General features: G+C 63.1%; 23 protein-coding genes and 1 tRNA gene. 6 read left to right on the forward strand and 18 right to left on the reverse strand.

Annotation, left to right across the window (positions count from 1 at the left end):
- Positions 1-49: 49 nt before the first annotated feature.
- Positions 50-1,807, reverse strand: a complete 1,758-nt coding sequence (arcS, locus tag ACFQJC_RS04045; protein WP_390221970.1) for an archaeosine synthase subunit alpha — start codon at positions 1,805-1,807, stop codon at positions 50-52.
- A 105-nt stretch (positions 1,808-1,912) separates the two neighbouring features.
- On the opposite strand from arcS, the gene ACFQJC_RS04050 reads away from it, so the two are divergent.
- Positions 1,913-2,392: a pyridoxamine 5'-phosphate oxidase family protein gene (locus ACFQJC_RS04050; RefSeq protein ID WP_390221971.1), complete on the forward strand. Its 480-nt coding sequence runs from the start codon at positions 1,913-1,915 to the stop codon at positions 2,390-2,392.
- Positions 2,393-2,525: 133 nt separating this feature from the next.
- Here the strand turns inward: ACFQJC_RS04050 and ACFQJC_RS04055 are convergent, their stop codons facing one another.
- The gene (locus ACFQJC_RS04055; protein ID WP_390221972.1) at positions 2,526-4,538 is read right to left on the reverse strand and encodes a DUF7282 domain-containing protein; all 2,013 of its coding nucleotides are present in this window, start codon (positions 4,536-4,538) and stop codon (positions 2,526-2,528) included.
- Positions 4,539-4,707: 169 nt separating this feature from the next.
- On the reverse strand, positions 4,708-7,506 hold the full coding sequence (locus ACFQJC_RS04060; RefSeq protein ID WP_465261338.1) for a DUF1508 domain-containing protein: 2,799 nt from the start codon (positions 7,504-7,506) through the stop codon (positions 4,708-4,710).
- A 195-nt stretch (positions 7,507-7,701) separates the two neighbouring features.
- Between ACFQJC_RS04060 and epsC the strand changes: the two genes are divergently transcribed.
- A complete protein-coding gene (epsC, locus tag ACFQJC_RS04065; protein ID WP_390221974.1) occupies positions 7,702-8,562 on the forward strand; it encodes a serine O-acetyltransferase EpsC in 861 nt (286 codons plus the stop codon).
- A gap of 3 nt (positions 8,563-8,565) precedes the next feature.
- Here the strand turns inward: epsC and ACFQJC_RS04070 are convergent, their stop codons facing one another.
- The 9 genes from ACFQJC_RS04070 to ACFQJC_RS04110 form a co-directional block, all read right to left on the reverse strand.
- On the reverse strand, positions 8,566-8,871 hold the full coding sequence (locus tag ACFQJC_RS04070) for a DUF8036 family membrane protein (protein ID WP_390221975.1): 306 nt from the start codon (positions 8,869-8,871) through the stop codon (positions 8,566-8,568).
- Positions 8,872-8,935: 64 nt separating this feature from the next.
- On the reverse strand, positions 8,936-9,214 hold the full coding sequence (locus ACFQJC_RS04075; protein ID WP_390222330.1) for a winged helix-turn-helix domain-containing protein: 279 nt from the start codon (positions 9,212-9,214) through the stop codon (positions 8,936-8,938).
- 177 nt (positions 9,215-9,391) lie between these two features.
- On the reverse strand, positions 9,392-10,216 hold the full coding sequence (locus tag ACFQJC_RS04080) for a ZIP family metal transporter (RefSeq protein WP_390221976.1): 825 nt from the start codon (positions 10,214-10,216) through the stop codon (positions 9,392-9,394).
- A gap of 124 nt (positions 10,217-10,340) precedes the next feature.
- The gene (gene tgtA, locus ACFQJC_RS04085) at positions 10,341-11,876 is read right to left on the reverse strand and encodes a tRNA guanosine(15) transglycosylase TgtA (RefSeq protein ID WP_390221977.1); all 1,536 of its coding nucleotides are present in this window, start codon (positions 11,874-11,876) and stop codon (positions 10,341-10,343) included.
- Between the two features lie 96 nt (positions 11,877-11,972).
- Positions 11,973-12,185 (reverse strand): hypothetical protein, encoded by a 213-nt coding sequence (locus ACFQJC_RS04090; RefSeq protein WP_390221978.1) that lies wholly within the window; start codon positions 12,183-12,185, stop codon positions 11,973-11,975.
- Between the two features lie 101 nt (positions 12,186-12,286).
- Positions 12,287-12,760, reverse strand: coding sequence for a GyrI-like domain-containing protein (locus ACFQJC_RS04095; RefSeq protein WP_390221979.1), 474 nt, complete (start codon positions 12,758-12,760; stop codon positions 12,287-12,289).
- Between the two features lie 128 nt (positions 12,761-12,888).
- On the reverse strand, positions 12,889-13,662 hold the full coding sequence (locus tag ACFQJC_RS04100) for a CPBP family intramembrane glutamic endopeptidase (protein ID WP_390221980.1): 774 nt from the start codon (positions 13,660-13,662) through the stop codon (positions 12,889-12,891).
- Positions 13,663-13,734: 72 nt separating this feature from the next.
- A complete protein-coding gene (locus tag ACFQJC_RS04105) occupies positions 13,735-14,316 on the reverse strand; it encodes an NUDIX hydrolase (protein WP_390221981.1) in 582 nt (193 codons plus the stop codon).
- A 122-nt stretch (positions 14,317-14,438) separates the two neighbouring features.
- Positions 14,439-15,164, reverse strand: coding sequence for a hypothetical protein (locus ACFQJC_RS04110; RefSeq protein ID WP_390221982.1), 726 nt, complete (start codon positions 15,162-15,164; stop codon positions 14,439-14,441).
- Between the two features lie 95 nt (positions 15,165-15,259).
- Between ACFQJC_RS04110 and ACFQJC_RS04115 the strand changes: the two genes are divergently transcribed.
- On the forward strand, positions 15,260-15,706 hold the full coding sequence (locus tag ACFQJC_RS04115; protein WP_390221983.1) for an SRPBCC domain-containing protein: 447 nt from the start codon (positions 15,260-15,262) through the stop codon (positions 15,704-15,706).
- 63 nt (positions 15,707-15,769) lie between these two features.
- Here ACFQJC_RS04115 and ACFQJC_RS04120 read toward each other — a convergent pair whose 3' ends face one another.
- Entirely contained in the window at positions 15,770-16,186 is a 417-nt protein-coding gene (locus ACFQJC_RS04120; protein WP_390221984.1) for a VOC family protein, read from the reverse strand.
- A gap of 117 nt (positions 16,187-16,303) precedes the next feature.
- On the opposite strand from ACFQJC_RS04120, the gene ACFQJC_RS04125 reads away from it, so the two are divergent.
- Complete coding sequence (locus ACFQJC_RS04125) at positions 16,304-17,347, forward strand: NAD(P)-dependent alcohol dehydrogenase (RefSeq protein WP_390221985.1); 1,044 nt, start codon at positions 16,304-16,306, stop codon at positions 17,345-17,347.
- Between the two features lie 42 nt (positions 17,348-17,389).
- On the opposite strand, the gene ACFQJC_RS04130 is transcribed toward ACFQJC_RS04125, so the two are convergent.
- Positions 17,390-18,013 (reverse strand): class I SAM-dependent methyltransferase, encoded by a 624-nt coding sequence (locus ACFQJC_RS04130; protein WP_390221986.1) that lies wholly within the window; start codon positions 18,011-18,013, stop codon positions 17,390-17,392.
- 256 nt (positions 18,014-18,269) lie between these two features.
- Here ACFQJC_RS04130 and ACFQJC_RS04135 point away from each other — a divergent pair, with 256 nt between their 5' ends.
- Positions 18,270-18,464, forward strand: a complete 195-nt coding sequence (locus tag ACFQJC_RS04135) for a cold-shock protein (protein ID WP_390221987.1) — start codon at positions 18,270-18,272, stop codon at positions 18,462-18,464.
- A gap of 213 nt (positions 18,465-18,677) precedes the next feature.
- Here ACFQJC_RS04135 and ACFQJC_RS04140 read toward each other — a convergent pair whose 3' ends face one another.
- The 3 genes from ACFQJC_RS04140 to trmY all read right to left on the reverse strand — a co-directional run bounded on the left by ACFQJC_RS04140 (position 18,678) and on the right by trmY (position 20,386).
- Positions 18,678-19,058: a DUF1428 domain-containing protein gene (locus ACFQJC_RS04140; protein WP_390222331.1), complete on the reverse strand. Its 381-nt coding sequence runs from the start codon at positions 19,056-19,058 to the stop codon at positions 18,678-18,680.
- A 585-nt stretch (positions 19,059-19,643) separates the two neighbouring features.
- Positions 19,644-19,716, reverse strand: a tRNA-Pro gene (locus ACFQJC_RS04145).
- A gap of 73 nt (positions 19,717-19,789) precedes the next feature.
- Positions 19,790-20,386, reverse strand: coding sequence for a tRNA (pseudouridine(54)-N(1))-methyltransferase TrmY (gene trmY, locus ACFQJC_RS04150; RefSeq protein ID WP_390221988.1), 597 nt, complete (start codon positions 20,384-20,386; stop codon positions 19,790-19,792).
- Between the two features lie 120 nt (positions 20,387-20,506).
- Here trmY and ACFQJC_RS04155 point away from each other — a divergent pair, with 120 nt between their 5' ends.
- Positions 20,507-22,390: an ABC transporter ATP-binding protein gene (locus ACFQJC_RS04155; RefSeq protein WP_390222332.1), complete on the forward strand. Its 1,884-nt coding sequence runs from the start codon at positions 20,507-20,509 to the stop codon at positions 22,388-22,390.
- A gap of 3 nt (positions 22,391-22,393) precedes the next feature.
- On the opposite strand, the gene ACFQJC_RS04160 is transcribed toward ACFQJC_RS04155, so the two are convergent.
- Entirely contained in the window at positions 22,394-23,743 is a 1,350-nt protein-coding gene (locus ACFQJC_RS04160) for a hypothetical protein (RefSeq protein ID WP_390221989.1), read from the reverse strand.
- Positions 23,744-23,756 lie beyond the last annotated feature (13 nt).

Below are 23,756 nucleotides of genomic sequence, written 5' to 3' on the forward strand. Positions count from 1 at the left end.
GAAGGGAGACGTGGAGCACTGCTCCGAGAGCGACCCGTCAAACGAGTCGTTACTTCTCTTCGACGTGCCGAATCTCGACGCCGATACCGCGCGTCGAGGAGACTAGTTCGGGACCGCTCATCTCGGCGCGTCCGATGGCGAACGCCTTCGGACCTTCGACCACGACTTCGTCACCCGGTCGAATCTCCTCGTCGGCATCGACGACACCGGGAGCGAGCACCGACCCGTGCGGGACGAAGCCGTCGATTTCGACGACCTTGGTCGGCGCGTCACTGTCGTACCAGACCTTCGCGCCTTCGAGGGTGAACGCGAGCATCCCGTATTGGGGAACCATCGTCGCCAACTGCTCACCGTCGTCGTTCCAGACTTGCAGTTTGGGGTAGCGACTCGTCATCGAAATCTCGACGTTCGAGAAGAGTTCGTCGCCCGCACCGTCGCCGAACTGGTAGTCGGCGAGCGCCTTCACGACGTTGTCTTCGCGCTCGTCTCGGGAGAACTTCGGTTCGCCCGAGAGCGTGCTCATGAGGTTGCTGATAGACTCGGTCGCCGTCGGGTGGCCTTCGACGGTGTACTCCACGTCGAGGTCGAGGTCGTCTTCGACGCGCTCGACGATTTCCGTGTAGGCACCCGGCGGGACGTGCGCGATGATTCGAGAGTACTCGTTACGCGAGAGATAGCGGCGAAGCACTTCCGCGACGAACCGCATCTCGTCTTCGGACCAGTCGCCCGTGACCACCGAGTCGTAGTGCTGGGCGGGGTACGTCAGTTCGAGTTCCTGCGGGACGACGCCGATAGGCGAGGTCATCGACACCATGTGGGCGCGGAACTGGACGGCCTCTTGGAACTGGCGGTGACTCTGCGACTCGCTGTAGGGTTTCTTCGCCGAACACGGAAGCAGGACGAGCGGGTTGTCGAATCGGTTTTTGTACCGACTCGTCACGCGGTCGGCGAAGCGCTGAATCTCCACGCGGTCGATGGACTCCTCCGAGGCCGCGGTGAGTTCCGAATCCCGAATGACGGGCGTTCGCTCTTCGATGTAGCCGTACTGCTGGTCGAAACGACGGAACGTCGCGGTGAGCCACTGGTCGTGGCGGGCCTGTCCCTCGACGTAGTCTCGAAGCCGACCGTCGCGGATGCGACGACGGACCCGCGCGAGTTCGGCGGCCAGCGCGTTTGCGTTGTGTTCGGCACAGTCGGCGCGCGTGAACTCCTCGACCGACTGCTGGCAGGCCGCACAGGCACACGGCAGTTCGTCCAGGTCTTCGAGGAAGTACTCGCCGTCGGTGGTGAGATAGAAGCCTTCGAGACCACGTGCATAGGCGAGTTTCGCATCGAAGAGGTCAACGCCTGCGTAGGCGAGAATGGAGACGTTTCGCGGGGTCGCCGCCCCCGAGAGCATGAGCGCGCTGTCGGCGGGGAGCGCTTCTTTCGCCTCGATAATCGCGTCCCGGAAGGCGCGAGCGTGGCCGAGATAGCCCTGTGCGTCCGAGAGGATGTACGCGTCAGCGCCGTAGTCCTCGGCCGTATCGGGCGTGACGACGGCGGCGGAGGGGAACGACACGTCGGGGTACTCGACGGCGAACGACTCGCGGACTTCGTCGGCGGTTCCGGCGGGAAGCGACCGGTGTGGAAGCACCGTGAGCACGTCCTCCGAGCCGTCTGGAACCTCACGTTCGGCGGCCCAGAGGCTCCCGGCGTCCGCTATCACGTCGTCCACGAGTCCGGGCGTCGTCACCGACTCGGAGAGTCGCAACTCCCCGATTCGGGCGGCCCCGTCGCGGGCGTGAACCTCGAAATAGTCAGTCATACGGTGTCGTCAGCCCCCCACAGGCAATTACCTTACCTTCTTCGGGCGAGCGTGTGCGACCGAGTGACGCCCGAAGCCTTACTCCGTCGTCTCCCAATCAATCGTATGAACGCCCCTGCCCCGTCGGATGCGCCCGAACTCTCTGGTCCGTGGGACCGCGAGCACGTGGACGACTTCCTTACCGACGTACGAGTGCCCGTCAGACTCGCCTGTCGAACCCCGAGGGACGACCTGTGGATGCTGTCGCTCTGGTTCGAGTGGGACAGTAAAAAATCGGAGTTGCGATGTGCGACGGCCGCGAGTGCCGACGTGATTGAGTTTCTGCGGGCACACGAGGCCGTCGCCTTCGAAGTATCGACCAACGAACCACCGTACCGCGGGGTTCGCGGACGGGGGGTGGCCGCGGTCGAACCAGACACGGACAAGGCCGTGCTCGGGCGACTCATCGACCGCTATCTCGACGATGCGAACGACTCGCTCGCCGAGCGTCTCCTCAGTCCTGAACGCGACGAGGTGACGATTCGGATTCGTCCCACGAGGCTGCACACGTGGGACTTCTCGGGTCGGATGAGTGCACAGAGCTAAAAAGCTCAGAGGTGCCGTGCGGGGGTGGCTTTATTTCCCGCACGGCGTACGGAAAACGTGATTGGCGGGCGATTCGGATGGTTGCAGTCGGTGAGAGGGCCGAGTGCGCAGCGGGGGGAGTGCCTCTGAACGCTTATCGACGCCGCTGCGCCACGAAGGCAACTGCGAGGAGTGCGAGGACGGCCACGACAACGCCGAAGCCGGGTGCCTCACTGTTGGACTGGGAACCGGAATCGGTCGATTCCGCAGTCATCTCTTCGGTCATCTCGTCAGTGGTCTCGGTCATCTCGTCAGTGGTCTCGGTCATCTCGCCGCCTTCGACGGTGTAGTCAGCCGTGGTGACGACTGCACCGGTCGAGGCCACGTAGGGACCGTCGGCCGCGCCTTCCGACGTGTCGAAGGTGTACATCTCGTCGCCGTCAGAATCCACGTGGGCCATCGGGACGATGGTGCCCGATTCTTCGAGCGGGGCGTCGAGCGTGATTTCGACGTTCTCGTGGGTGCCGGGTGCAAGGTAGTCGGAGGTGCCGCGGATGCTCTCGAACACCGCGCCTTCGGTCACGCTCGCGTCGTGGACCGTCACGAACCCGCCGTTGGCGAGCGTCACGGAGTCGATGGTCACGGTGGTGCCGTCACCGGACTGGTCGGATGCGACGACGACTGCGTTGACAGACGTGTGGGCGCTGTCGATGACCGCGCCGCCGTCAGCCGTGTACGGGCCGTCGGCGTCGCCCTCGCCTTCGACGAAGGTGTACGCCTCGTCGCCGTCAGTGTCCATGTGGGCCATCGGCACGAGCGTCTGCGAGGAGCGAATCGGCTCGTCGAGCGTCACCGCGACGTCCTCGTGGACGCCGGGTTCGAGGTACTCTGAAGTGCCGACCACGCTCTCGAACACTGCACCGCCGAGCAGCGAGGCGTCGTGAATCGTCACGAACCCGCCCTGCGAAAGTTCGACTCGGTCAACGACCACGGTCGTGCCGTCGGACGTTTTCGTGGAGTAGTCTACGCTGGCCGAGACGGTCGCGTTTCCGCTGTCGATGACTGCGCTTCCGTCAGCAGTGTACGGACCGTCTGCTTCGCCCTCGGACTCGGGGAAGGTGTACGTCTCGTCACCGTCGGAGTCCACGTGCGCCATCGGGACGACGGTGGTCGTCTCGTTCAGCGGGGTGTCCAGTTCGACGCGGACGTCGGTGTAGTAGCCGGGTTCGAGGTAGTCAGAGGTGCCGCGGATGCTCTCGAAGACGGCACCCTCAGTGACCGTTCCGTCGTGAACGGTCACGAAGCCACCTTCGGGGAGGAAGACGGAATCGACGACAATCGAGTAGCCGCCGGTGACCTGCTCGCTGTAGTCGATGCTCGCCGTATCAGAGACGGAGACTGCGGCCGTATCGACGACAGCGCCGCCGTCAGCGACGTACGGACCGTCAGTTTCGCCTTCCGATTCGGGGAAGGTGTACGTCTGGTCGTCGTCGGTGTCCATGTGCGCCATCGGAACGAGCGTCGTGTTCTCGCTTACTGGGCTATCCAGCTCGACGCGGACGTTCTCGTGGACACCTGCTTCGAGGTAGCTGGACGTGCCACGGATGCTCTCGAAGACGGCACCCTCGGTCACGCTCGCATCGTGAATCGTCACGAAGCCGCCCTGCGAGAGTTCGACGCGGTCAACGACCACGGTGTCGCCGGTGGTCGGCTGGTCAGACATCGAGACGGTCGCGCTGGCGTTCACCGTCGCGTCGTCGATGACTGCGCCGCCGTCAGCCGTGTACGGGCCGTCTGCCTCGCCGTTCTCGGCGACGAACGAGTAGACGCGGTCACCGTCGGAGTCCACGTGCGGCATGGCGACGTAGGTGCCCGACTCGGCGACGGGGTCGTCGAGGGAGACGGTCACGTTCTCGTGCGTCCCGGGTTCGAGATACGCCGAAGACCCGGCGACGCTACCGAGCACGTTGCCCTCTGTCACCGACGCGTCGTGAATCGTCACGAACCCGCCGTCTGGGAGCGTGACGGAATCGACGACGACGGTCGTACCGCCCGTCGCTTGGTTGTCGAACGAGACTGACGCCGTCTCCTGTTGTGCCGTCGCCGCGATCGGAACCCCTCCGATGACGACGACGAGTGTGAGTAGTACTGCGAGTGCTGTTCGCATACCTGAGACGGGGAAGAGTAGTTAAAAGAGGATTTTCCGAACTGTCACCCAAATCTCTCCCCGATGTATCCCCAGTGTGTCGATTTTGGGGTCGGAGAAGTGGATTCGGAGGGATGGGTGTGGGAGTAGAAGCGCCTTCGACGCGCCCTCGCTCGCCACCAATCGGCGACTACTGTGCGACCGTCACGTGACCATCGGGAGCCTGTTCTTTCAAGGTCTGCATCGCACTCCGTGCTTCCTGCCGAGTGCCGTACACCTCGATGCTCTGGGCCAGCGAGTTGCCGTTGCCATCGACGAGTCGCCAAATCCAGCCGTCGCCCTGGTAGTTGAGTTCGAACGTCGGGTCGTCGATTTCGAGGACGCTCGCGGTGGCGACGAACTCCCGGACCGCGTCGATTCGGTCGCGCGCTTCGTCCTGCGTCTCGAACGGCGTCTTGCCGGTCGCAACGACGTGCTCGTCTTCGTCGAGCAGCCGCCAGCGCCAGCCGTCAGGCCGCTCGAACAGTTCGAAGCCGGCGTCCTCGAAGTTGACCGCGTGTGCGTCGGGCGTGAGTTCTTTGAGGCGCTCGATTGCTTCCAAGGCCCCCGCTCGCGTGTCGTATCGACCGTTGCTCTGTGCGTACGTGTTGCGCGCTCTGTCGATGAGCACCCAGCCGACGCCGTCGGCGTGGTGCGTGAGCCGAATCGCGGCCGAGTCGATTTCGAAGATGGGCGCTTTGTCCGCGTTCGAACGCAGGTTCTCGATATCGTCGGTCGCGGCCGACCGGTCGTCGTAGGTCTTCGTTCCGTTGGCGACCACGTCGCGGGCGGTATCGAAGATGCGCCACGACCACGTGTCGTCGTCGGCCAGTTCGATAGCGTAGGTCTCGAAGACGTCGCACGGAGCGTCCACCGCGGCTTTCCTGACCGACTTGACGTGCGCGGCGGCGTCGTCGCGGGTGCCGGAGCGTTCGACGCCGTCGGCGACGATTTCGTTCCCGACGGTGACGTAGCGCCACGCCCAGTCGCCGGCGTCGGTGTAGAGTTGGAACACCGGGTCGGCCATCTCGCGGACGTTCGCACCGGGCGAGAGGTCGAGCAACAGGTCCATCGCCTGCTTGGCGGCCTGCCGACTCGGGTGGTTGGACGACCCCTCGGCGATGAGGTTGCCGCCCTCGTCGATGAGTCGCCAGCGCCAACGGCCGTCGTCGGTGCTGACGAGTTCGAACGCCGCCGTCTCGATTTCGAGGATTTCGGCGTCCGGTGCCTTCTCCTTGAGCGTCTGCATCGCCTGTCCGGCACCGGCTTTCGACTCGTAGGCCTCGCCGCTGTCGGCCAGGACGGTCCCGCCCTGGTCGATGAGTCGCCAGCGCCACTGTTCGTCTTCGGTCTTGTACTGCTGGAACGCGGCCGTCTCGAACTCCAAGAGGTCGGCTTCGGAAGCCTGTGCGCGAACCGTCTCGATGACTTCGCGGGCCTCGTCGGCGGTCTCGTAGCCGCCCTCGCGGTCGGCGATGACCGTCCGGTCGGCGGTGACGAAACGCCAGTGCCAGCCGTCCTGACCGGGGTAGATTTCGTAGTCGGCACCCTCGATAGAGACCACGTCGGCGTCCGCGGCCGTCGCGGCAATCTCTTTGGCGCGGTTCACGAGCGTCTGGGAGTCGCTGGCGACGGTGTGGCTCTGCGCGACGAGCTCTTCGCCGGCATCGACGAGTCGCCAATCCCACGAGTTACCCTGCGGGAAGACTTCGAACCCCGCGCGGCCCTGTTGGATGACCGTCGCGTTGCCGACGCCGGCCAGCAGGTTGTCAACCGACGCTTCGGCGAGTCTGCGCTCGCCGAACGTCGTCCCGCTGGTCGCCAGTTCTTGGTCGTCGGCATCGACGATGCGCCAGCGCCACTCGTCGTCGTCCTCGTACAGTTCCGCGCCGATGGCGTTCAGCGCAAGCACCCGTGCGTCCGGGACCATCGATTGGATGGTCTCGACCGCAGACGTAGCCGACTCCCGGTCGTCGTAGGCTTCGACGTCTCGCGCCATCGGCTGTCTGTCCTCGTCGATGATGCGCCAGTGCCACTCCTCGCCGCGACGGAAGTAATCGACCGCCGCGCCGTCGATTTCGATGATTGGAGCGGTCGGCCCGGTGTCTTTCGTGAAGCTCACCGAGTCCTCGACGCCGTCGCGTTCACTGTAGACGGTGCCGCTCTCGGCGACGACCCCGCCGTCTTCTTGCATCAACACCCAGCGCCACTCGCCGTCGTTCTCGTACAGTCGGAACGCCGCCGTCGTGATTTCGAGGAGACCGGCTTGGCCCACGAGCGCGCGGACCTCTTCGACCGATTCGCGCGCCGTGGCACGGCTACCGGTCGTTCGCGTGCTGTCGGCGACGGCGTCCTGCTGAATCGCCCGCCACGTCCACGTCTTGTCGGGCGCACGGAACACGCTGAACAGCGTCCCCGTGGTCGCATCGCCGACCAAGACGGGCGGTTGGTCCGCCAAGTTCAATAGCTCGTCTTCGACGAACATCCCCTGTTTGCCGGTCACCACCGGGACCAACACGGCGACGCCCGCGATGATGGCGATACCGACCGTGTAGATTGCGACGATTTCGCTCGTGTAGTTCGCCCCCATCCGCCAGTTCTGTGGGTAGGCCCACTCGAAGACGAGAACGCCCACCAGTGAGATTCCCGTCCCGACGAGCGTCACCTGTACTGCTCGCCAGCGAACCGGCAAGAGCAGGACGATTCCGAGCATAGCGAGCGGCAGGCCGACGGCCGACAGCGTCACCGAGATACGCCACCAGAACACGTTGACGCCGCCGCTCCCGGTGTTCGGCAAGCCGGTGAGGAAGATTGCAATGCCCGCGAAACTCACGAGGTACCCCACCACGAACAGCCAGTACCCGTAGACGTCCTTATTAGAATCCGGTTCACCCACGTACCGCTCGTATAATCGGAACAGTCGTCCCTGAACTACGTCACCCTGTGACACGAATTTTCACAGCTAGGTACTCACGAAAAGCCGAAATAATCTTTATTGCCGCTTCAACGGTCTTATCAACAAGAATATATTGATAAATTATTATTAATATGTAGTCACGACGAGTCGCGTCGAATACCGGGCGTCAGACGCCTCGGGCCGAAGAGAACGAGCATAAATACACAGTCGTCCACAACTACGCTAAGAATGTCGTACACTTACGCCGCCGACGTACACCTCGACCTTCGGGCGTCGTATCACGACGACGAAGCACCGTTTCCGGCGGATATGTCGCCTCGATTCCCACCGCGAGGCCACCTCCGCGACGACATCGACCTGCTCAAGCGACTGCTCTTTCCGCGCTGCTGGAACGCCGGCCCCTACGTTGACGACGAAGACGCGCTCAAGACGGCCGTCGCCGAGTTGGGAGCGCTCTTTTACGACGGCATCGCCCCCTACGGCGACGAGAATCCGACGCAGACGGTCGATACCGTCCTCGCCAAACTCCCCGAGATTCGGAGCACCCTGAAGAAAGACGTCGAAGCCGCGTTCAAAGGCGACCCGGCGGCCCGAAGCTACATCGAAATAATCCGCTCGTACCCCGGCGTGCAGGCTATCGTCATCCAGCGCGTCGCCCACGCCCTCTACGAGGAAGGCGCGTCGGAGTACGCCCGCGAACTGACCGAGTACGCAAAGACGGAGACGGGCATCGACATCCATCCCGGCGCGACCATCGGCGACTACTTCTTCATCGACCACGGCACGGGCGTCGTCATCGGCGAGACGACGACCATCGGCGACTGGGCACGAATCTACCAGAACGTCACCCTCGGCGCGCTCCACTTCGAAGAACAGGAAGACGAAGAGCACATGCTCAAGAAAGGATACAAGCGTCACCCCGATATCGGCGATAGCGTCGTCATCGGCGCGGGGAGCAAAGTGTTGGGTGCCGTCTCCATCGGCGACCACGTGAGCATCGGTGCGAACTCGTGGGTCACCGAAGACATCCCGGACCACACCAGCGTCTACATCTCCGACCATCCGACGCTCGAACGAAAGCCGAAGTAGTTTTCAGTCCATCGTAATCCACGCCAAGAAGCCGAGCCCGACCGTCTCCAAGACGTGGAGCAGCATCATCAGACGCCACGCGATAGCCGGAACAGCGGTGCTGAACCACACCGACAGCGTCGGGTCAACGATGTACATGTAGAACGCCAGCGCGTTCTCCGCGAGGAGGAACACACCGAAGATGAGCAGTCCGATGGCGTGTTTAGACCGGAAGGTCAGATAGTTCCGCGCCCAGATGACCGAGAGGGCGAGGAGGATAACCACGTTAGCCGCGGTTGCGACCGTGGCGATATCGACCCAGATACTCATTCGTATGTCCCTTTCCCCGAGGGGTTCATATACGCTTTCCCAAATCTCTCCCCAAATCGTGCCATCATTGGTCCATCCGTTGTATAATCGTCTCGACCGTCTCCCAGTTCGCCCGGCACCGGCCCGACGGGAGGTACACTGCCCCGTAGTCGTCGCCACTGCGCTGGACGACGTCGTTCTCCATGAGCACGTCGAGGTGGTGCCGAACCGTCTTGTAGTCGAGGTCGAGCGCTTCTGCGAGTTGGTTGGCGTTGCGTGGCTGTGCCTCGAGGGCGCGAAGGATGCGAACCCGATTCTCACCGCCGCGGGTCCCGGTGAGCACGTACCACAGCACTGCCTCCATCGTATCACGTGACACGTTGGAACACCTTAAAGAACCACGAGACGACGTAGCGAGACAGGACGCCGACGAGACGGTCTCATCGCCCGACTTGACAACAATAACCTGAATTTCACCGACTCTGATACCGTCGTCCCGGAGCGAAAAGCGCTCGACCGCTCTTCGAACAGTGTTCGGAACTTAGCCGAGCGAGATATCCAGATAGAGCATCACGATTGCGCCGAAAATCGTTCCGAGAGTCGCAACCCGTTCGTACCCCTTCGTGTGCGTCTCGGGGATGATTTCGTCGCTGATGACGAAGAGCATCGCGCCCGCGGCGAAGCCCATCGCGTATGGGAGCAACGCCGAGATGGTGACGACGGCGTACGCCCCGAGGACCGCCAGCGGAATCTCGACGAGACCGGAGCGAATCCCGGTGAAAGCGGCGTAGAAGCGCTTGTCCAACCCGGCGTTGATGGCGGCCACCGACACCGCGAGACCTTCGGGGATGTTCTGGATGCCGATAGCGAGCATCAGCGGAATCGCCGCCGAGAGGTCGCCGCTGCCGAACCCGACGCCGACGGCGAGTCCCTCGGGCATGTTGTGGAGCGTGATGGCGAGGATGAACAGGATGACGCCGGTGAGGCGTTCGTCATCGACGCCGACCGACTGACTCGGGTTGGCGGCATCTGTGCGGCGGCGGCCGGTGAGCAGGTAGTGGGCGTGCGGTACGAGGATGTCGGAGCGGTCCAAAAAGAGCGCGCCGAGGGCGACACCCAAGAGAACCGGAATCGGGTTTCCACCCGAATAGGTCTCGATACCAGGGATGATGAGACTCGTGAAACTCGCGGCCAGCATCACGCCCGCCGCGAACCCGAGTGCACCGTTGAGTGCGCGCTCTGAGGGATTGCGCCACACGAACACGAGCGACGCGCCCAGCAGGTTGAACCCAGCAATCACGATGCCGCCGACGAGTCCGTTGACGACCGGGTTCGAGCCGAAGATACCGAGTGAGTCGGCTACCATCGGCGACCCCTTCTGAGACTGACCATGGATATACTGAACGCTCTCCCGTCCGGCGGATAGTAATTTCGTTGCCCGGGCCGTGCCGTTTCGCGTTTCGAACCAGAAATTGGTCGTCGGTGTCGTTCTACTCGTCGCTGGCCGCGTCGTCTGAACCCAGCGGGTCCGCGCGTGCCGCCAGCGTCTCGGTCACCGTCGAGAGCGGCTCGGTTTCGACCGATTCGGGGACGAGCGCCAGCGCCGACGCGGGCCAGTCGTCGTGGGCGAGCGTGAAGTCCACGTCGGGGTTCTCTCTGACCAACCGAGCGACACCCCGTGCGGCCTGTTCGTAGGCGTCTCGGTCGAGGCGTTTCGGCACCTCGGCGGTGAGCGGATAGGTTTCGGACAAGGCTCGGGGGAAGGGACCGAACGGCGGGACGACGCGCCACGCCTCGTCGTACTCGTCGCCCGATGGTTTGCCGCCTTCGGTGAGGAGGATGGTGCCTTCCGCACTGAGCCGGTCCAATCGGTCGTGGTGGCGTGCGACCTCGGGGCGATACGAACTCTCGTTCGAGACGTAGAAGAACGCGCCTTTCGAGGCGGGGTCCTCGCGTTCGAGTTGGGCCACGTGGTCGAGCATCGCGCGGTAGCCGTCGAGCATCGTCGGGTGCGAGCGAGCGCGCTCTTCGACCAGTTCCATCAGGTTGCCGTCGCGGATTGCCTGCTTGATGCGACGGAGTTCGGCGAACGTGACGTAGAGGTTGTGCTCGGCCAGTCGTTTCTCCTGTGTTTTGCTCCCCATCGCGCGCAGGTCGTCCGGCGAGTGCTCGGAACAGACCGGGCAGGTACACGGCAGGTAGTCGAGGTCTTCGAGGTGTTCGGTACCGCGGACCGTGAGATAGCGGCCGTCGCGGGCGTAGAGGGCGTAAGCGGCGGAGTCAAACAGGTCACAGCCCATCGCCACGGCGAGCGCGAGCATCATCGGATGGCCCGCACCGAAGAGGTGGACGGGCGCATCGACGCCGAGGCCGCGCTTCGCACCGGCGATGGCATCCACCATGTCGTCGTAGCGGTAGTCGTTCATCATCGGCACGACCGCGCCGACGGGGAACACGTCGAGGTCGGTGTCGTAGGCGTGCCGGGCGGCCTCCTCGCGGAGGTCGGGGTAGGTCGAACCCTGCACGGGCGCGTTGACGAGCATGTCGCCCGTGTCGATTGCCTCGGCGTCGGCGAGCGCCTGTTTCGTGATTTCGAGGTCCGACTCGGCGTCTTCGCGGTCGGCGTCCGGCGGCGTCGGGATGTCCACGGGCGTGGCGATGTCGGTGCCGATGTCGTACTGGAACTGGAGAATCTCTTCGGTCGTCGTGTCGATATCGCCGTACTCGGCGAGTTGGAACGACCCCGAGTCGGTCATGATAGCGCCGTGGAAGTCGAGCATCTCGTGGAGACCCACGTCGAGTGCCTCTTTTTCGAGGTGGCTGTTCTTCTTGATGATGTAGGAGTTGGTGATGAGAATCTCCGCGCCGAATTCTGATTCCAACTTCGACGGCGGAACCGTGTCGATGTTCGGGTTGACGACCGGCAAGAGCGCCGGCGTCTCGACGGTGACACCCGCGCGGGGAACCTCCAAGCGGCCGATTCGGCCGGCGAGGTCCCCGTCACGGATTTCGAAGTGGTCGCGCATGGATTGGCGTTCCCCGAGCGCGGCGGTAAGAGTTGCGTTCGCGGGCGGAGAGTCGCTCGGGAGCGGAGGCCGGAGAGCCCTTCGGGAGGGGTTCGGCTACCTGAGCCAGTCGAACGCGAGAGACGACGACGACACGAGAAACGCGAAGAGGTTGGCCGCGAGCGCGAACCTGTAGTACGGGCTTTGGCTCTCGAAGGGAGTAGTCAGCAAGACGTACGAACAGAAGAGGGACCCGAGGAAGACCACCACCATCGCTCTCGGGTCGGGGTCGTACAGGTCGCGGAGCGAGTCGAAAACGGAGGCGGACATACTGACAGTTCGATGTCGAGACGGGATAGCTGTTCGGGGCACAGAGGCGAGACGCGAGCCGGGTGCTCGACCGCCCCGCAAGTTCGCCACGGGGCTTGGTCTCACTTGGCCGACGTGATGGGAACGTGAACGGTAAAGGTCGAATCCGGGTCTGTCGCGTCGAAAGCCTCGTCGTAGTATTCGAACTCGGGTCCCATACCGCGCGAGTACTCGGAGACCGGGAGCCACTCTTGATAGATTTGGACCATCGCTTCGCCCGCCTCGGCCATCGTCGTCGTGAAGACGGCGTAGGTCTGCGGCGGCACGTCGATTGCTTCCCATCCGTCGGGAACCTCCGGGTCGGGGTCGGTTCGCATCCCGGTCAGATAGGTGAACTCGTCTATCTCGTCGTTGTAGTCGTATCCGACGGCGTAGGCGGCCTCTTCGATAGGAGACCCATCGTACTCGTGCACGCGCTGGCCGAACTCGTCCCAAATGGCGGCGAAGTCGCTCTGCGGACTCGCACGGTGCGGGATACCGACGACGGTGAAGCCCTCGCGTGTCTCGATTTCTGGATTCATGGCTCTCGTTGCCATACCATCAGTACGCGGGATACGGGCATCAACTTCGACATCGTTCGGTCCGGCAGAATGTCTGTGACAGTTGAAGCCTCAGTGTGAGTCCGCCCCGACGACGAGAGTCGAAAGACGGCGACCGCTCGCAGTTAGAACAGCAATCCGGCGGGCGTTCCGTTCGGGTTCATCTCCATAAAGCGGAACGCGATGTAGGCGAGCGAGAACAGCGTCGCGTTGTACGCCCCGTGGATGAGTGCCGGAATGGCGAGGTTGTCGGTGAGTTCGTAGGCCGTCCCGAAGACGACACTCGGGAAAAAGAGGATGGTAATCGTGATGAGGCGGCCGCCCGCGCCGCCGGTGAGCGCGACGTAGTGAATCGCCGCGAAGATGGCGCTGGCGAGGGCGATACCGGGAACGACGCCGAACGACTCGCGGATGCGGTTCTGGACGACGCCGCGGAAGAGGAGTTCCTCGCCGGGACCGATGAGGAGGAACGACGCCGGAATCAAGAGCAAGAGGACGTTCGGGTCCTGCGTTGCGATTTCGCTCACTTGATTCGACCCGGGTTCGACGCTGAGTGCCGTGACGACGATTGCGCTGACGATGAGGACGCCGATGGCGGTCACGTAGCCGAGGACGGCCGCAATCAAGTCGCGGAACGTCGGGAGTCGAATGCCGAAGTAGTCGAAGTCGAGACCGCGAACCGTGCTGTACGCGAGCGCGACGCCGCCGAAGGCGATTCCTTGCAACAAGATGAGCGAGAGGGTAATCGTCGCCAGCGGCGTGAGTTCGAACCCGACACCCACGGCGACCAACTGTGCGGCGAGGACCAGTACCGACCCGAAGATGAGACCGCCGACGCCGAGGAGGAGACCGGCGAGGAGCGACCACGCTGAGCCGAGGAGGTTCTTCGTAGATTCCACGCGGAGTCCTACGAACGCCGCAGTCAAAATGTTTCTCGCCTTCCACCGTCCGAACCCGGCGGTCACCGCGAGTTACTGGTCGGCGAGTTCGTAGTACAACAGCCCCGTGACGGTGCGACCGTCTCGAACCTCGCCGGCGAGCACGTCCGCTCGCAACTCGTCGTATGCGACCGTCGTCGGGCGAATGCTCTCGTTGAAGTCCAAATTCTGGTCGCTGTCGGGGGTACAGCCGGTAGCGACGAAGTAGTGGTGAACCGAGTTGGCGAAGCCGTTCGCGGGTTCGACCGTCACGAGCGGTTCGATTCCGCCGGCCTCGTAGCCCGTCTCTTCGGCGAGTTCGCGCCGAGCAGCCTCCGCGAGGTCGGTGTCGTGGTCTTCGGTGCCGCCTGCGGGGAGACCACGATTCACTCGGCCGACGGCCTGTCGCCACTCGTCGATGACGACCACGTCGCCGTCGGGGGTGAACGGGAGGATGACGACCGCCGGAGGTTCGTCCACGAAGTGAAAGTCCGTCTCCGTGCCGTCGGGGAGGCGCACGTCGTCCATTCGAACGTCGAACCCGGGACACGAGTAGTCGATGCGCGTGTCGGTCGTCTCCCACGCGAGGTCGGACGCGTCGCGGGGGGCGGCGGAGTCGGCGGAATCGTCGGTCATGGCTGAACGTGGCGCAGGATGGTGGAAAAGTATCGCGGTCGGGAGTGGTGTCGTAGGCACGAGAGACGGCGTGGCCGACAAGTGAGACAGAGCGTCCGTCAGATGGCGCACTGAAACGCGACTCAGTCGAACGAAATCGTCCGCAGGTCGGCTTCCAGTTCTTCGACGTACTCGTTGTACGAGTCCACGAACTCGCCGAAGTCGCCCGCGAGTTCGCGCACGTCGGGTGCTGCCGGGGGTTCGTACTGCGAGAGAAGGTAGACGCCGCCCTCGCCGCCGACGCGGAGATACGACGCTTGCGCGCCGTCCCACTTCAACTCCCAGCGGGTTCCGCCGACTCGCTGGGCGAACGTGCCGTACTCGCCGTCGTAGCGGTTGAGTTCCCCTGCGATGCGGTTTGCCACGTCACGAATCGTGCCGAGGATTCGGTCACGCTCGGCGACCACAGATTCGGTGGTCTCCACGTCGGGAAAGTCGGTGGGGATGTCGTCGAAGACGCCGTCGAGCGATTCGACGTGCTCGTTGAACGCCTCGACGAACGCCTCGTAATCGACCATCGCCGCCGCGAGCGCCGTCGGTTCGGGCGGTTGTTTCGTCGAGACGACGTAGATGTCGCCACCGCCGGATTTGCCCTTGAACCGAAGGTACTGCAAGTCGCCTGCCTCGTACTTGAGCGTCCACTTTCCCTGCCTCGTTTTGAACGTCTCGGAGCCGTAATCGCCGCCCTGCAAGATTGCGAGCGAGCGGGCGATTTGCCCCGCGTGAGATTGGACCGCCGCGACGACTTCGTCGCGGTTGGCGGCCACGTCGTCGGCGTCGGCGATATCGAACGAAAGCCCGTCAGTCATTGTCGAGGCGAGGGGACGCGGAAGATTAAGCGACGTGGTGCGAACGACATCGAACCGTAACACCGCTTTATCTGAGTGTGTTGCGTATCTCGACTATGCCTGAGATTCGAACCGAGCGGATGATCAACGCGCCGCCAGCAGTGGTGTGGGCAGTTCTAACCGACTTCTCGTCGTATCCGGCGTGGAATCCACACCTCGTGAAGGTGACTTCAGAGGACGACCTCCGTGTTGGCTCGAAGCTGAAACTCGACATCCGGCGTGAGGGAGTAAAGGACCGGTCGATGACGGTCACCGTCACCGAACTGATTCCCGGCCGAAAGTTGGAGTGGGTCGGCACGCTCGTCTCTCCCCTCGTTTTCACCGGTCGTCATACGTTCGAACTCGAACCGTTCGCTGGCGACCGAACGCGGTTCCTGAACTACGAGACGAGTCGCGGCGTGCTCGATTCGCTCGTGACGACTGCCGACCCCGAACGCGACTACGAATCGATGAACGAAGCGCTCAAATGGCACGCCGAGACGGCGACGGCCGCACCGGCTTAAGCCGGGTTCCGGCGTGACTCACACCGTTTCTTCTCATCTATCACGCCGTTTTGCGCTCCCCTATCACGGCGTTTCCTCACCCATCACGTCCGCGAACGTCCGGTCGGCATCGACGACGGCCGAGAAGACGAGTTCGTACCCATCGGGGTCGGTGACGCTGACCTCCCGGGTGTTCCACGCCGTCGGTTCCGGGTCGATGGTCTCGCCCACCTGCTCGCTCGCCCGCGCCGCGATATCGTCGAGTTCGTCGCGCTCGACGGTGACGTAGGTTCGAACACCAGCGCCACGCCTGTCTGCGTCGATGCCGCGGTCCGCAACGAGCATGACGTCCGCGTACTTCTCGCGTCGAACGTGTGCCATCGTCGGCATCTCGTAGATGGTCTCGAAACCGAGTGCGCTGTACCACGCGACTGACTCGCCGACGTTCGAGACGGCGAGTTGGACGAACAGCGGCATCGGATACACATCGGGGTCGGACATACCACTCCTACTCCTCTGGGAGCGATATCGGTGCCGCCGAATCGGTGTCGGATTTCAGACTGTCAGTCCGAGTGCGAAAAGGAGTTTTGTGTCTTTAAAACAACATTTTTTGTGCCTATGCTCGCTGCCAGACTCCACGAGTACACGGAGGACATGAGTCGAGCGCTCTCGCTAGACGAGGTGGACAAACCGTCCGTCGAAAAACCGAACGGCGTCGTCGTCGAAATCGACGGTGCCGGCTGGTGCCAGACGGACAACCACATCGTCGAAGGGATGTGGACCGACTACGTCGCCCAACCGCTTCCGATGACGCTCGGCCACGAGAACGCCGGCACCGTGGTCGAAGTCGGCCCGGACGTCGAAGTCGTCTCCGAAGGCGACACGGTAATCTGCCATCCACACGTCACCTGCGGAACCTGTCGCGCCTGCCGTCTCGGCGAGGACATGTACTGCGAGAACGCGAAATTCCCCGGGTTGAACGCCGACGGCGGATTCGCCGAGTATCTGCTCACGAACGACCGCGCTGTGATTCCGCTCCCCGACGGCGTGGACCCGATGGACATGGCACCCCACGCCGACGCCGGAATCACCGCCTATCACGCCGCGAAGAAGGCCGTCCGCGAACTCAACCCCGGCGACCACGCCGTCGTCATCGGAATCGGGGGGCTGGGACACATCGGGTTGCAGTGTCTCGACGCCATGAGCGCCGCCGAGATTACCGCTATCGACCTGAAAGAAGACGCCCGGACCCTCGCCGCCAGCCTCGGCGCCCACCACACCATCAACCCCGAATCGGAGAACGTCGCCGACGAAATCGCCGCCATCACCGACGACGTTGGCGCACAGCAAGTGCTCGACTTCGTCGGCCAAGATGCGACCACCAGTCTCGCTCCCGACATCGTCGCCGCCGGCGGCGACCACCACATCATCGGCTACGGCGGCCACATCCACGAACCCTCGCAGGCGCTCGTCAACGGCGAGTTCGCCTATCGCGGAACGCTCGTCGGCAAGTACACCGAGTTGCAGGAACTCGTCGCACTCGTCCAACGCGGCGACGTAGACCTGCGAACCTCGCGCTACGAACTCGACGAGATAAACACGGTCGCAGAACACCTCGAACACGGCGAAATAGAGGGGCGCGCTGTGATTCTGCCGCCGTGAGCCTCACCGAAGACCCGTAATGCATCGCACTCCGGTGTTGGACTACGCCGACTGCCGAAACACCCGAATCGTGTCTTTCTTCGCGCGGTCCGTGGCGATTTCGGTCAGTCCACACTGCGTGAACACGTCGTTCCAATCGCGGTAGTAGAGCGGAAAGTCGTACTCCGTGTCGTTCACACCGATGCCAGTCTGGGGGTGAATCGCGCCGTCTTCTCCCTCGTTTTCGATGGTGACGAGCACGTCGCTCGTCGCCCGCGCGAGGGGTGCGAACACCCACTCGTCGTCGGGGTGGATGTGCTGGAGCGTCTCCACCGAGTAGATGGCGTCGAACTCGCCGTCGTCGAATCGCTCGACCGCAGTTTCGATGGCGTCGGCGTAGAACGTCCCCGCGTCGTACAGGTCGGGATACGCCTCTTCCATGACCGCGAACGACTCCTCGTTGATGTCGATGCCGTGGAGGTTCTCGAACCCGTGGTCGTGGAGGTGCGAAAGGTGTCGCCCCGGGCCGCAGCCGAGTTCGAGCACCGCGTCGGTTGGGTCGAGGTGGTCGTCGAGCACCCGGCGAATCGCCTCGCTCGTGTCGTTCGGGCCGTAGTAGGCGTAGTATTCGGGTGAGAACTCTCCGGACCGGTCGGCCCACGCTCGGCGAACGTCGTTCGCATTCACAAGGTTTCGAGACGGGTGACCCACACCTAAAGCGTCGTCGGAGCGACAGCGCCGAATCGGGGTTCGATAACTTCCGATTCCACAGGATTCTGTCGCAGAGCAACCGAAGTCGTCGGCGTAGGCGAGGATTGCGCCAGAATCAGCAACGAGCGTCTACTAATCTTTGGAATTGGAAATTGAATTTCAAAAAATACTGCCCCATGGTAGGACGACCCTCACAAGGCTTATCCGTAAAGGGGCGTTTTGTTCAGAAGCAATGGCGAAAGGTAACGTTGATTTCTTCAACGACACAGGCGGCTACGGTTTCATCTCGACGGACGATGCGGACGACGACGTGTTCTTCCACATGGAAGACATCGGCGGCCCGGACCTCGAAGAGGGAACGGAAGTGGAATTCGATATCGAACAGGCCCCCAAGGGCCCTCGCGCGACTAACCTCACGCGACTTTAAATCAGTTTAGTACGCCACGCAAGTGGCAGAACGATGTTTTCATTTTAGGTGTAATTGGTCGGTGAGCGGCAGCGCTCCCCGGTGAAAAGGACCTGCAAACAGTTCTCAGTGTGCGTCTCTCACAAAACCACCAGTCGTGGATATTCCACTAGCAGCAGCTGAATCGGTACTCGCCCCGAGGCAGCGACCGACCCATCCTCGATTACTCTCTCGTCAGGCTTCGTAGCTGACAATAGATTTGAAACCGCCGTAGGCCATGCGCTCCATGTCGAAGGGCATCTCCTCTTCGTAGTTCTCGGGGTCCATCGCCGGATCTTCCATCACTTTCGCGTTAACCTCGTCGCGGTGTTCCCGCGACTCGAACACGATGAACGAGAACACGACCGTCTCGTCGTCTCCGGTTTCGGTGAGCTGTGGGAACGTCACCATCGACATCTCCCCCATATCGGGCTCCATGTCGTCGCCGACCCCCTCAAAATACTGGAGTGCGCCGTGTTTGACCCAGAGTTCTCCGGCCTCGGTGGCCATCTCACGGTACGCATCCACCTTCTCGTTCGAAATCGGCATGACGAATCCATCGACGTATCGTTCCATCACGCATTTATAGATGATTTGACAGGATTTGAATCTTTTTCACACCGACCGAGATATATCTCACGAGTAGATGGTGCCCCTCAGAATACCTCCCCCACTCTCCAGCACACCATTCGTGTCACGTTCTTCGGGATTCGACTGGACCGGGTTACCCAACGCTGAATCTGTCCGGGTAGAACGAGTCACAAGCACCCGCTCACTCCGTTCGCGGGAACGGCTCAGATTCGAATTTCGTGAGACGAACGTCTCACGTATTCACGCTCGCTCCGCTCGCGTGAACCTCGGTCGCAACTCTGCGAGTTGCTCCCTGATTCGAATCTTCGGTCAGCCCATACAACCGCTTTAGCAGAACTCGCACACGCTACGCGGTGCTCGTAGTGTGTGGAAAGGGGTAGAAATGGGCCACTGTGACTTCACTTCGTTCGTCACAAGCACTCGCTCACTATGTTCGCGGGAACGGCTCAGATTCGAACCACAGTCACTCACTGCGTTCGTTCCTTGATTCGAATCCTCGCCGGGTGATATCTCCACCACCTTTCGGACCACTCGCTGTCGCTCGTGGTCAGTGAAAGGTGGGGAGAAATATGGGCCGGCTCAGATTCGAACTGAGGTTACGGCCACCCGAAGGCCGAAGGATACCAAGCTACCCCACCGGCCCGCATTGTGAGAGCAAGCCGTCGTCGGCTTTAACAGTTGTGATTAATCGAGACTGACAGGGTAGATAGCACGGTTCAGTACGACGAATAGCCCGCTGTATCGAGGTAGTTGTGCGCCACCGTAATCGAGTGGTCGGCGTGGAGAATCTCCGGCCCGAGTCGAACGCGCTCGCTCGCCGCCTCGGCCAGTAGCTCCGCCTCTTCATCCGAGAAATCGTTGTGGTCCGAGAGGACGAACAGTGGATTCTCCGGCGGCTCCACGTCCACGACCGGGTCGCCGTCTTCGTGCAGTTCGACGACGGTCGAATCCCGAGCGGCCTCCTCCAGAACCGCCTCGAATCCCATCCGTCGAATCGAAACGCCGGGCGACGACTCGGCGGGCATGTGGCCGATTGCCTCGTCGCGCTTGTCGAGGGCGGCGCGAATCAATGCCGCAGTCGAACGCTCGTCGGGGTTCAGCCGACGCAACTCGGAACCTTCGAACTGGACGGTGTACTCGTCGCCGAGGACGAGGTGGACGCGCACGTCTTTGCGGATGTCGTGCGAGAGGAAGAACGCGGAGTTGACACAGCGGCAGAGCACGTCGAGGCGGCCGGCCCCGCCCGCGATGTCGTCGAGCGAGAACTCGGCTGTCGTCGGCGCGTCGTGGCCGAGGACGATGAATTGGCGCATAGAGTCACTCACCCCGAGAGGGTCTTAGGGCTGTTCACTCGGCGTGTGAGACGACCGCACACGTCATATCGTCTGGACGCTTACCTCGGGTAAGTGAGCCAGCAATCCGGGCGCGACCCGATGGTCCGCCTCTTCTCCGAATACGGTGGTGAGAACCTCCCGTGGTTCGTCGTCGGCCTGACCGCGAGCGTCCTCGGACGACTGGTCGCCGTCGTACCAGCGCTCGTCCTCGGCGTCGCCATCGACGCGGTGTTCTTCCAGAATACGGCCTACCGGCTTCCGCTCGTCCCAGAGGCGTTTATTCCCGACACCGTGACGGCACAGTTCTGGCTGAGCTTTTTCGTCGTCATCGCCGCGTTCGTCGCCGGCGTCGGTCTCTCGTGGGTGCAGGGTCTCGGACTCGCCGTCTACTCGAATCGCGTCCAGCACGACGTCCGCGTCGATACCTACGAAGCGATGCAGCGTCTCGATATGGCCTTCTTCGACGACAAGCAGACCGGCGAGATTCTCTCGATTCTCAACAGCGACGTGCGCAACCTCCGAACGTTCCTCGACAGCACCCTCTCCGGAGGGTTACAACTCGTCGTCTCCGTGGTCGGCATCGCGGGCGTGCTCGTCTATCTGAACGCCCAACTCGCGGTCGTGACGCTCGTCGCCGTCCCCCTACTCACCGCCTTTACCGTCTGGTTCATGCGCACGATTCGACCCATGTATCGCGCCGTCCGCGAGAGCGTCGGCGCGCTCAACACGCGCATCGAGAACAACGTCGCCGGGATGGAGGTCATCAAAGCCTCCACGACCGAAGCATACGAGCGCGAACGCGTCGCCGACGCCTCGATGGACTACTACGACCGGGCGCTCGCCGTCATCCGCCTCGACTACGTCTACCAACCGACGATGGAACTCCTCGCCGGTGTCGCCTTCGCCGCGACGTTCGCCATCGGCGGCGTGTGGCTCATCTTCGGCCCGCCGTGGCCCTTCACCGGCCCGCTCCTCGTCGGCGAGTTCGTCACGTTCCTCTTTATGACCCAGCGATTCATCGACCCGCTCTCGGGTGCCGGTCGAATCGTCAACGCCTACGAGAACGCCCGCGCCTCGGGCGAGCGCATCTTCGGTCTCGCCGACAGAGAAGTCCGCGTCACCGACGGCCCAGACGCAGTCGTCCTCGATACAGTCGAGGGCCGCGTCGAGTTCGACCACGTGTCGTTCGCCTACGGGGCAGGACGCCCGGTCCTCGAATCGGTCTCGTTCGTCGCCGACCCCGGCGAGACGGTCGCCCTGGTCGGCCCGACGGGCGCGGGGAAATCGACCGCCGCGAAACTCCTCCTCAGACTCTACGAGGTCACCGACGGTGCGGTCCGCGTCGATGGCCACGACGTGCGCGACGTCGCCATCGGAAGCCTCCGTGACGCCATCGGCTACGTGAGTCAAGACGTGTACCTCTTCGACGGAACCGTCCGCGAGAACGTCCTCTACGGGGCGTTCGACGCGACAGAGAGCGAGATGGTCGCGGCCGCCCGCGCCGCCGAGGCCCACGAGTTCATCGAGCGCCTTCCGGACGGCTACGACACCCGCATCGGCGAGCGCGGCATCAAACTCTCGGGCGGCCAGCGCCAGCGACTCTCCATCGCGCGCGCCATGCTCCAAGACCCCGAGATTCTCGTCCTCGACGAAGCCACGAGTTCGGTCGATACCGAGACGGAACTCCTCATCCAGCGCGCACTCGACCGCCTCACTTCGGGGCGGACCACGCTCGTCATCGCCCACCGCCTCTCGACGATTCGCCACGCAGACACCATCGTCGTCCTCGACGAGGGCCGCGTCGTCGAGTCGGGGACGCACGACGAACTGGTGGCCCAGCGCGGCCTGTACGCGACCCTCTGGGGCATCCAAGCGGGAGACACAGACGCGATTTCGGCGGATGCGCTCCAACGTTTCGTTGACCGTCTCAGAGCGGCAGACGTAATCGAAACCGAACCCGCGACCGATGGTGGAGACGGCTAGGCGTCAGCGGCGGGCTTGGAGATACGCCAGCGCTGCGCCGCTCGCAACGCCGACCGCCAGACTCGTCGGGTCCAGCGACGTGACCGACCCGAGGAGACCGCTGCCATCCCGCGAGAGCGACGGACTGCCGTCCTCGGGGACTCGGAGCGTGTACTCGTGGACTTCGCCCGGCGACACCGAGACCGAGCGCGCTTGGGTGAGCACGTCACTGTCGAGTCCGGCGACTTCGGCGTCGAGGCGGTACTCGACCGGTGACTTGCCGACGATAGCGATTCGGTAGTCGCCAGCGGGCGCGTCGTATCGGTATCGAGTCGCCCAAACCGCAGCTTGTCCTCGGTCCATGTACTCGGCGGTGTTTCGTTCGACCGGATTCCCGTCGGGGTCAACGACGGCGAGAGAGACGGCGGGCGAATCGACGGTTACGCGGACGACGCGTGACAACAGGTAGCCGAACTGCTGGTGGGAGTCGCTGTCGTTCGGCATCGCGTTATCCACACCCGCCCGAATCGCGCGGTCCCAGCGATTGAACACGAACGCTCCGTACGGACCGTAGTTCGAGATTGGTGTCGCTTCGGTCGGCCGAACCAGAAACGTCCGCTGTTTCTCTCGGTACTGTGGTGCCGGGTAGTTCGGGTCGTAGACGGCGAGTTTCGTCCCCTCAGCCGTCTTCGTGTAGTCGTAGATGAGAACTTGATGGGAGACGTGGTTCGCAATATCGACGAGCGTGAGACCGGCGGTTCCGAACTCGTCGATGACGGCGATGAGGGCGGCGAGTTCGGCCTCGTAGTCGATGGTCTCGGGACGGTACATGCGTCGCCGGCCCGCCCACGCGTAGACGTTGAGCAGTTGCGAGCGCTGGTAGTAGTCGATGAGGTCGCCAATCGGCCCCTCGTCGGACCCGAGCGGAATCTCCGGGTTCGTCACGTCGGCGGCCGATTCGACACCCGCTGGCAGGTCACGTGGTGTCTCGAAGTACCGCTGTGCCGAATACGTCATGCCGTAGCAGTGACCGTTCGCGGCGGACATCTGATTGGCAGCGACCGATATCTGGCGCGAGATGAGGGCCAGAACCGACTGCGGAACGTCCGTGAACTTCATACCGAAGAACTCCGCGAAGGTACCGGGCCACGTCTCGGCGAGTATCGCTTCGACCGAGTTGGCATCGACGTTCACGTCGTCGTGTTCTTCGAACATCGCGTCCGAGGCCGCCCAGTTCGGAAACCCGAAGGCGTGACGAGTCGGGTCGAACGCGTCAGAGTCGGCCGACGCGCTGGTGGTGCCAACGAGTCCGACGACCCCCGCGACAGTCGCACCGACTCGCCCGAGAAACCGTCGCCGACCAAACGGAACCATCGACTCTCAGTGT

Source organism: Haloferax namakaokahaiae (assembly GCF_042663225.1).
Lineage (GTDB): Archaea > Halobacteriota > Halobacteria > Halobacteriales > Haloferacaceae > Haloferax > Haloferax namakaokahaiae.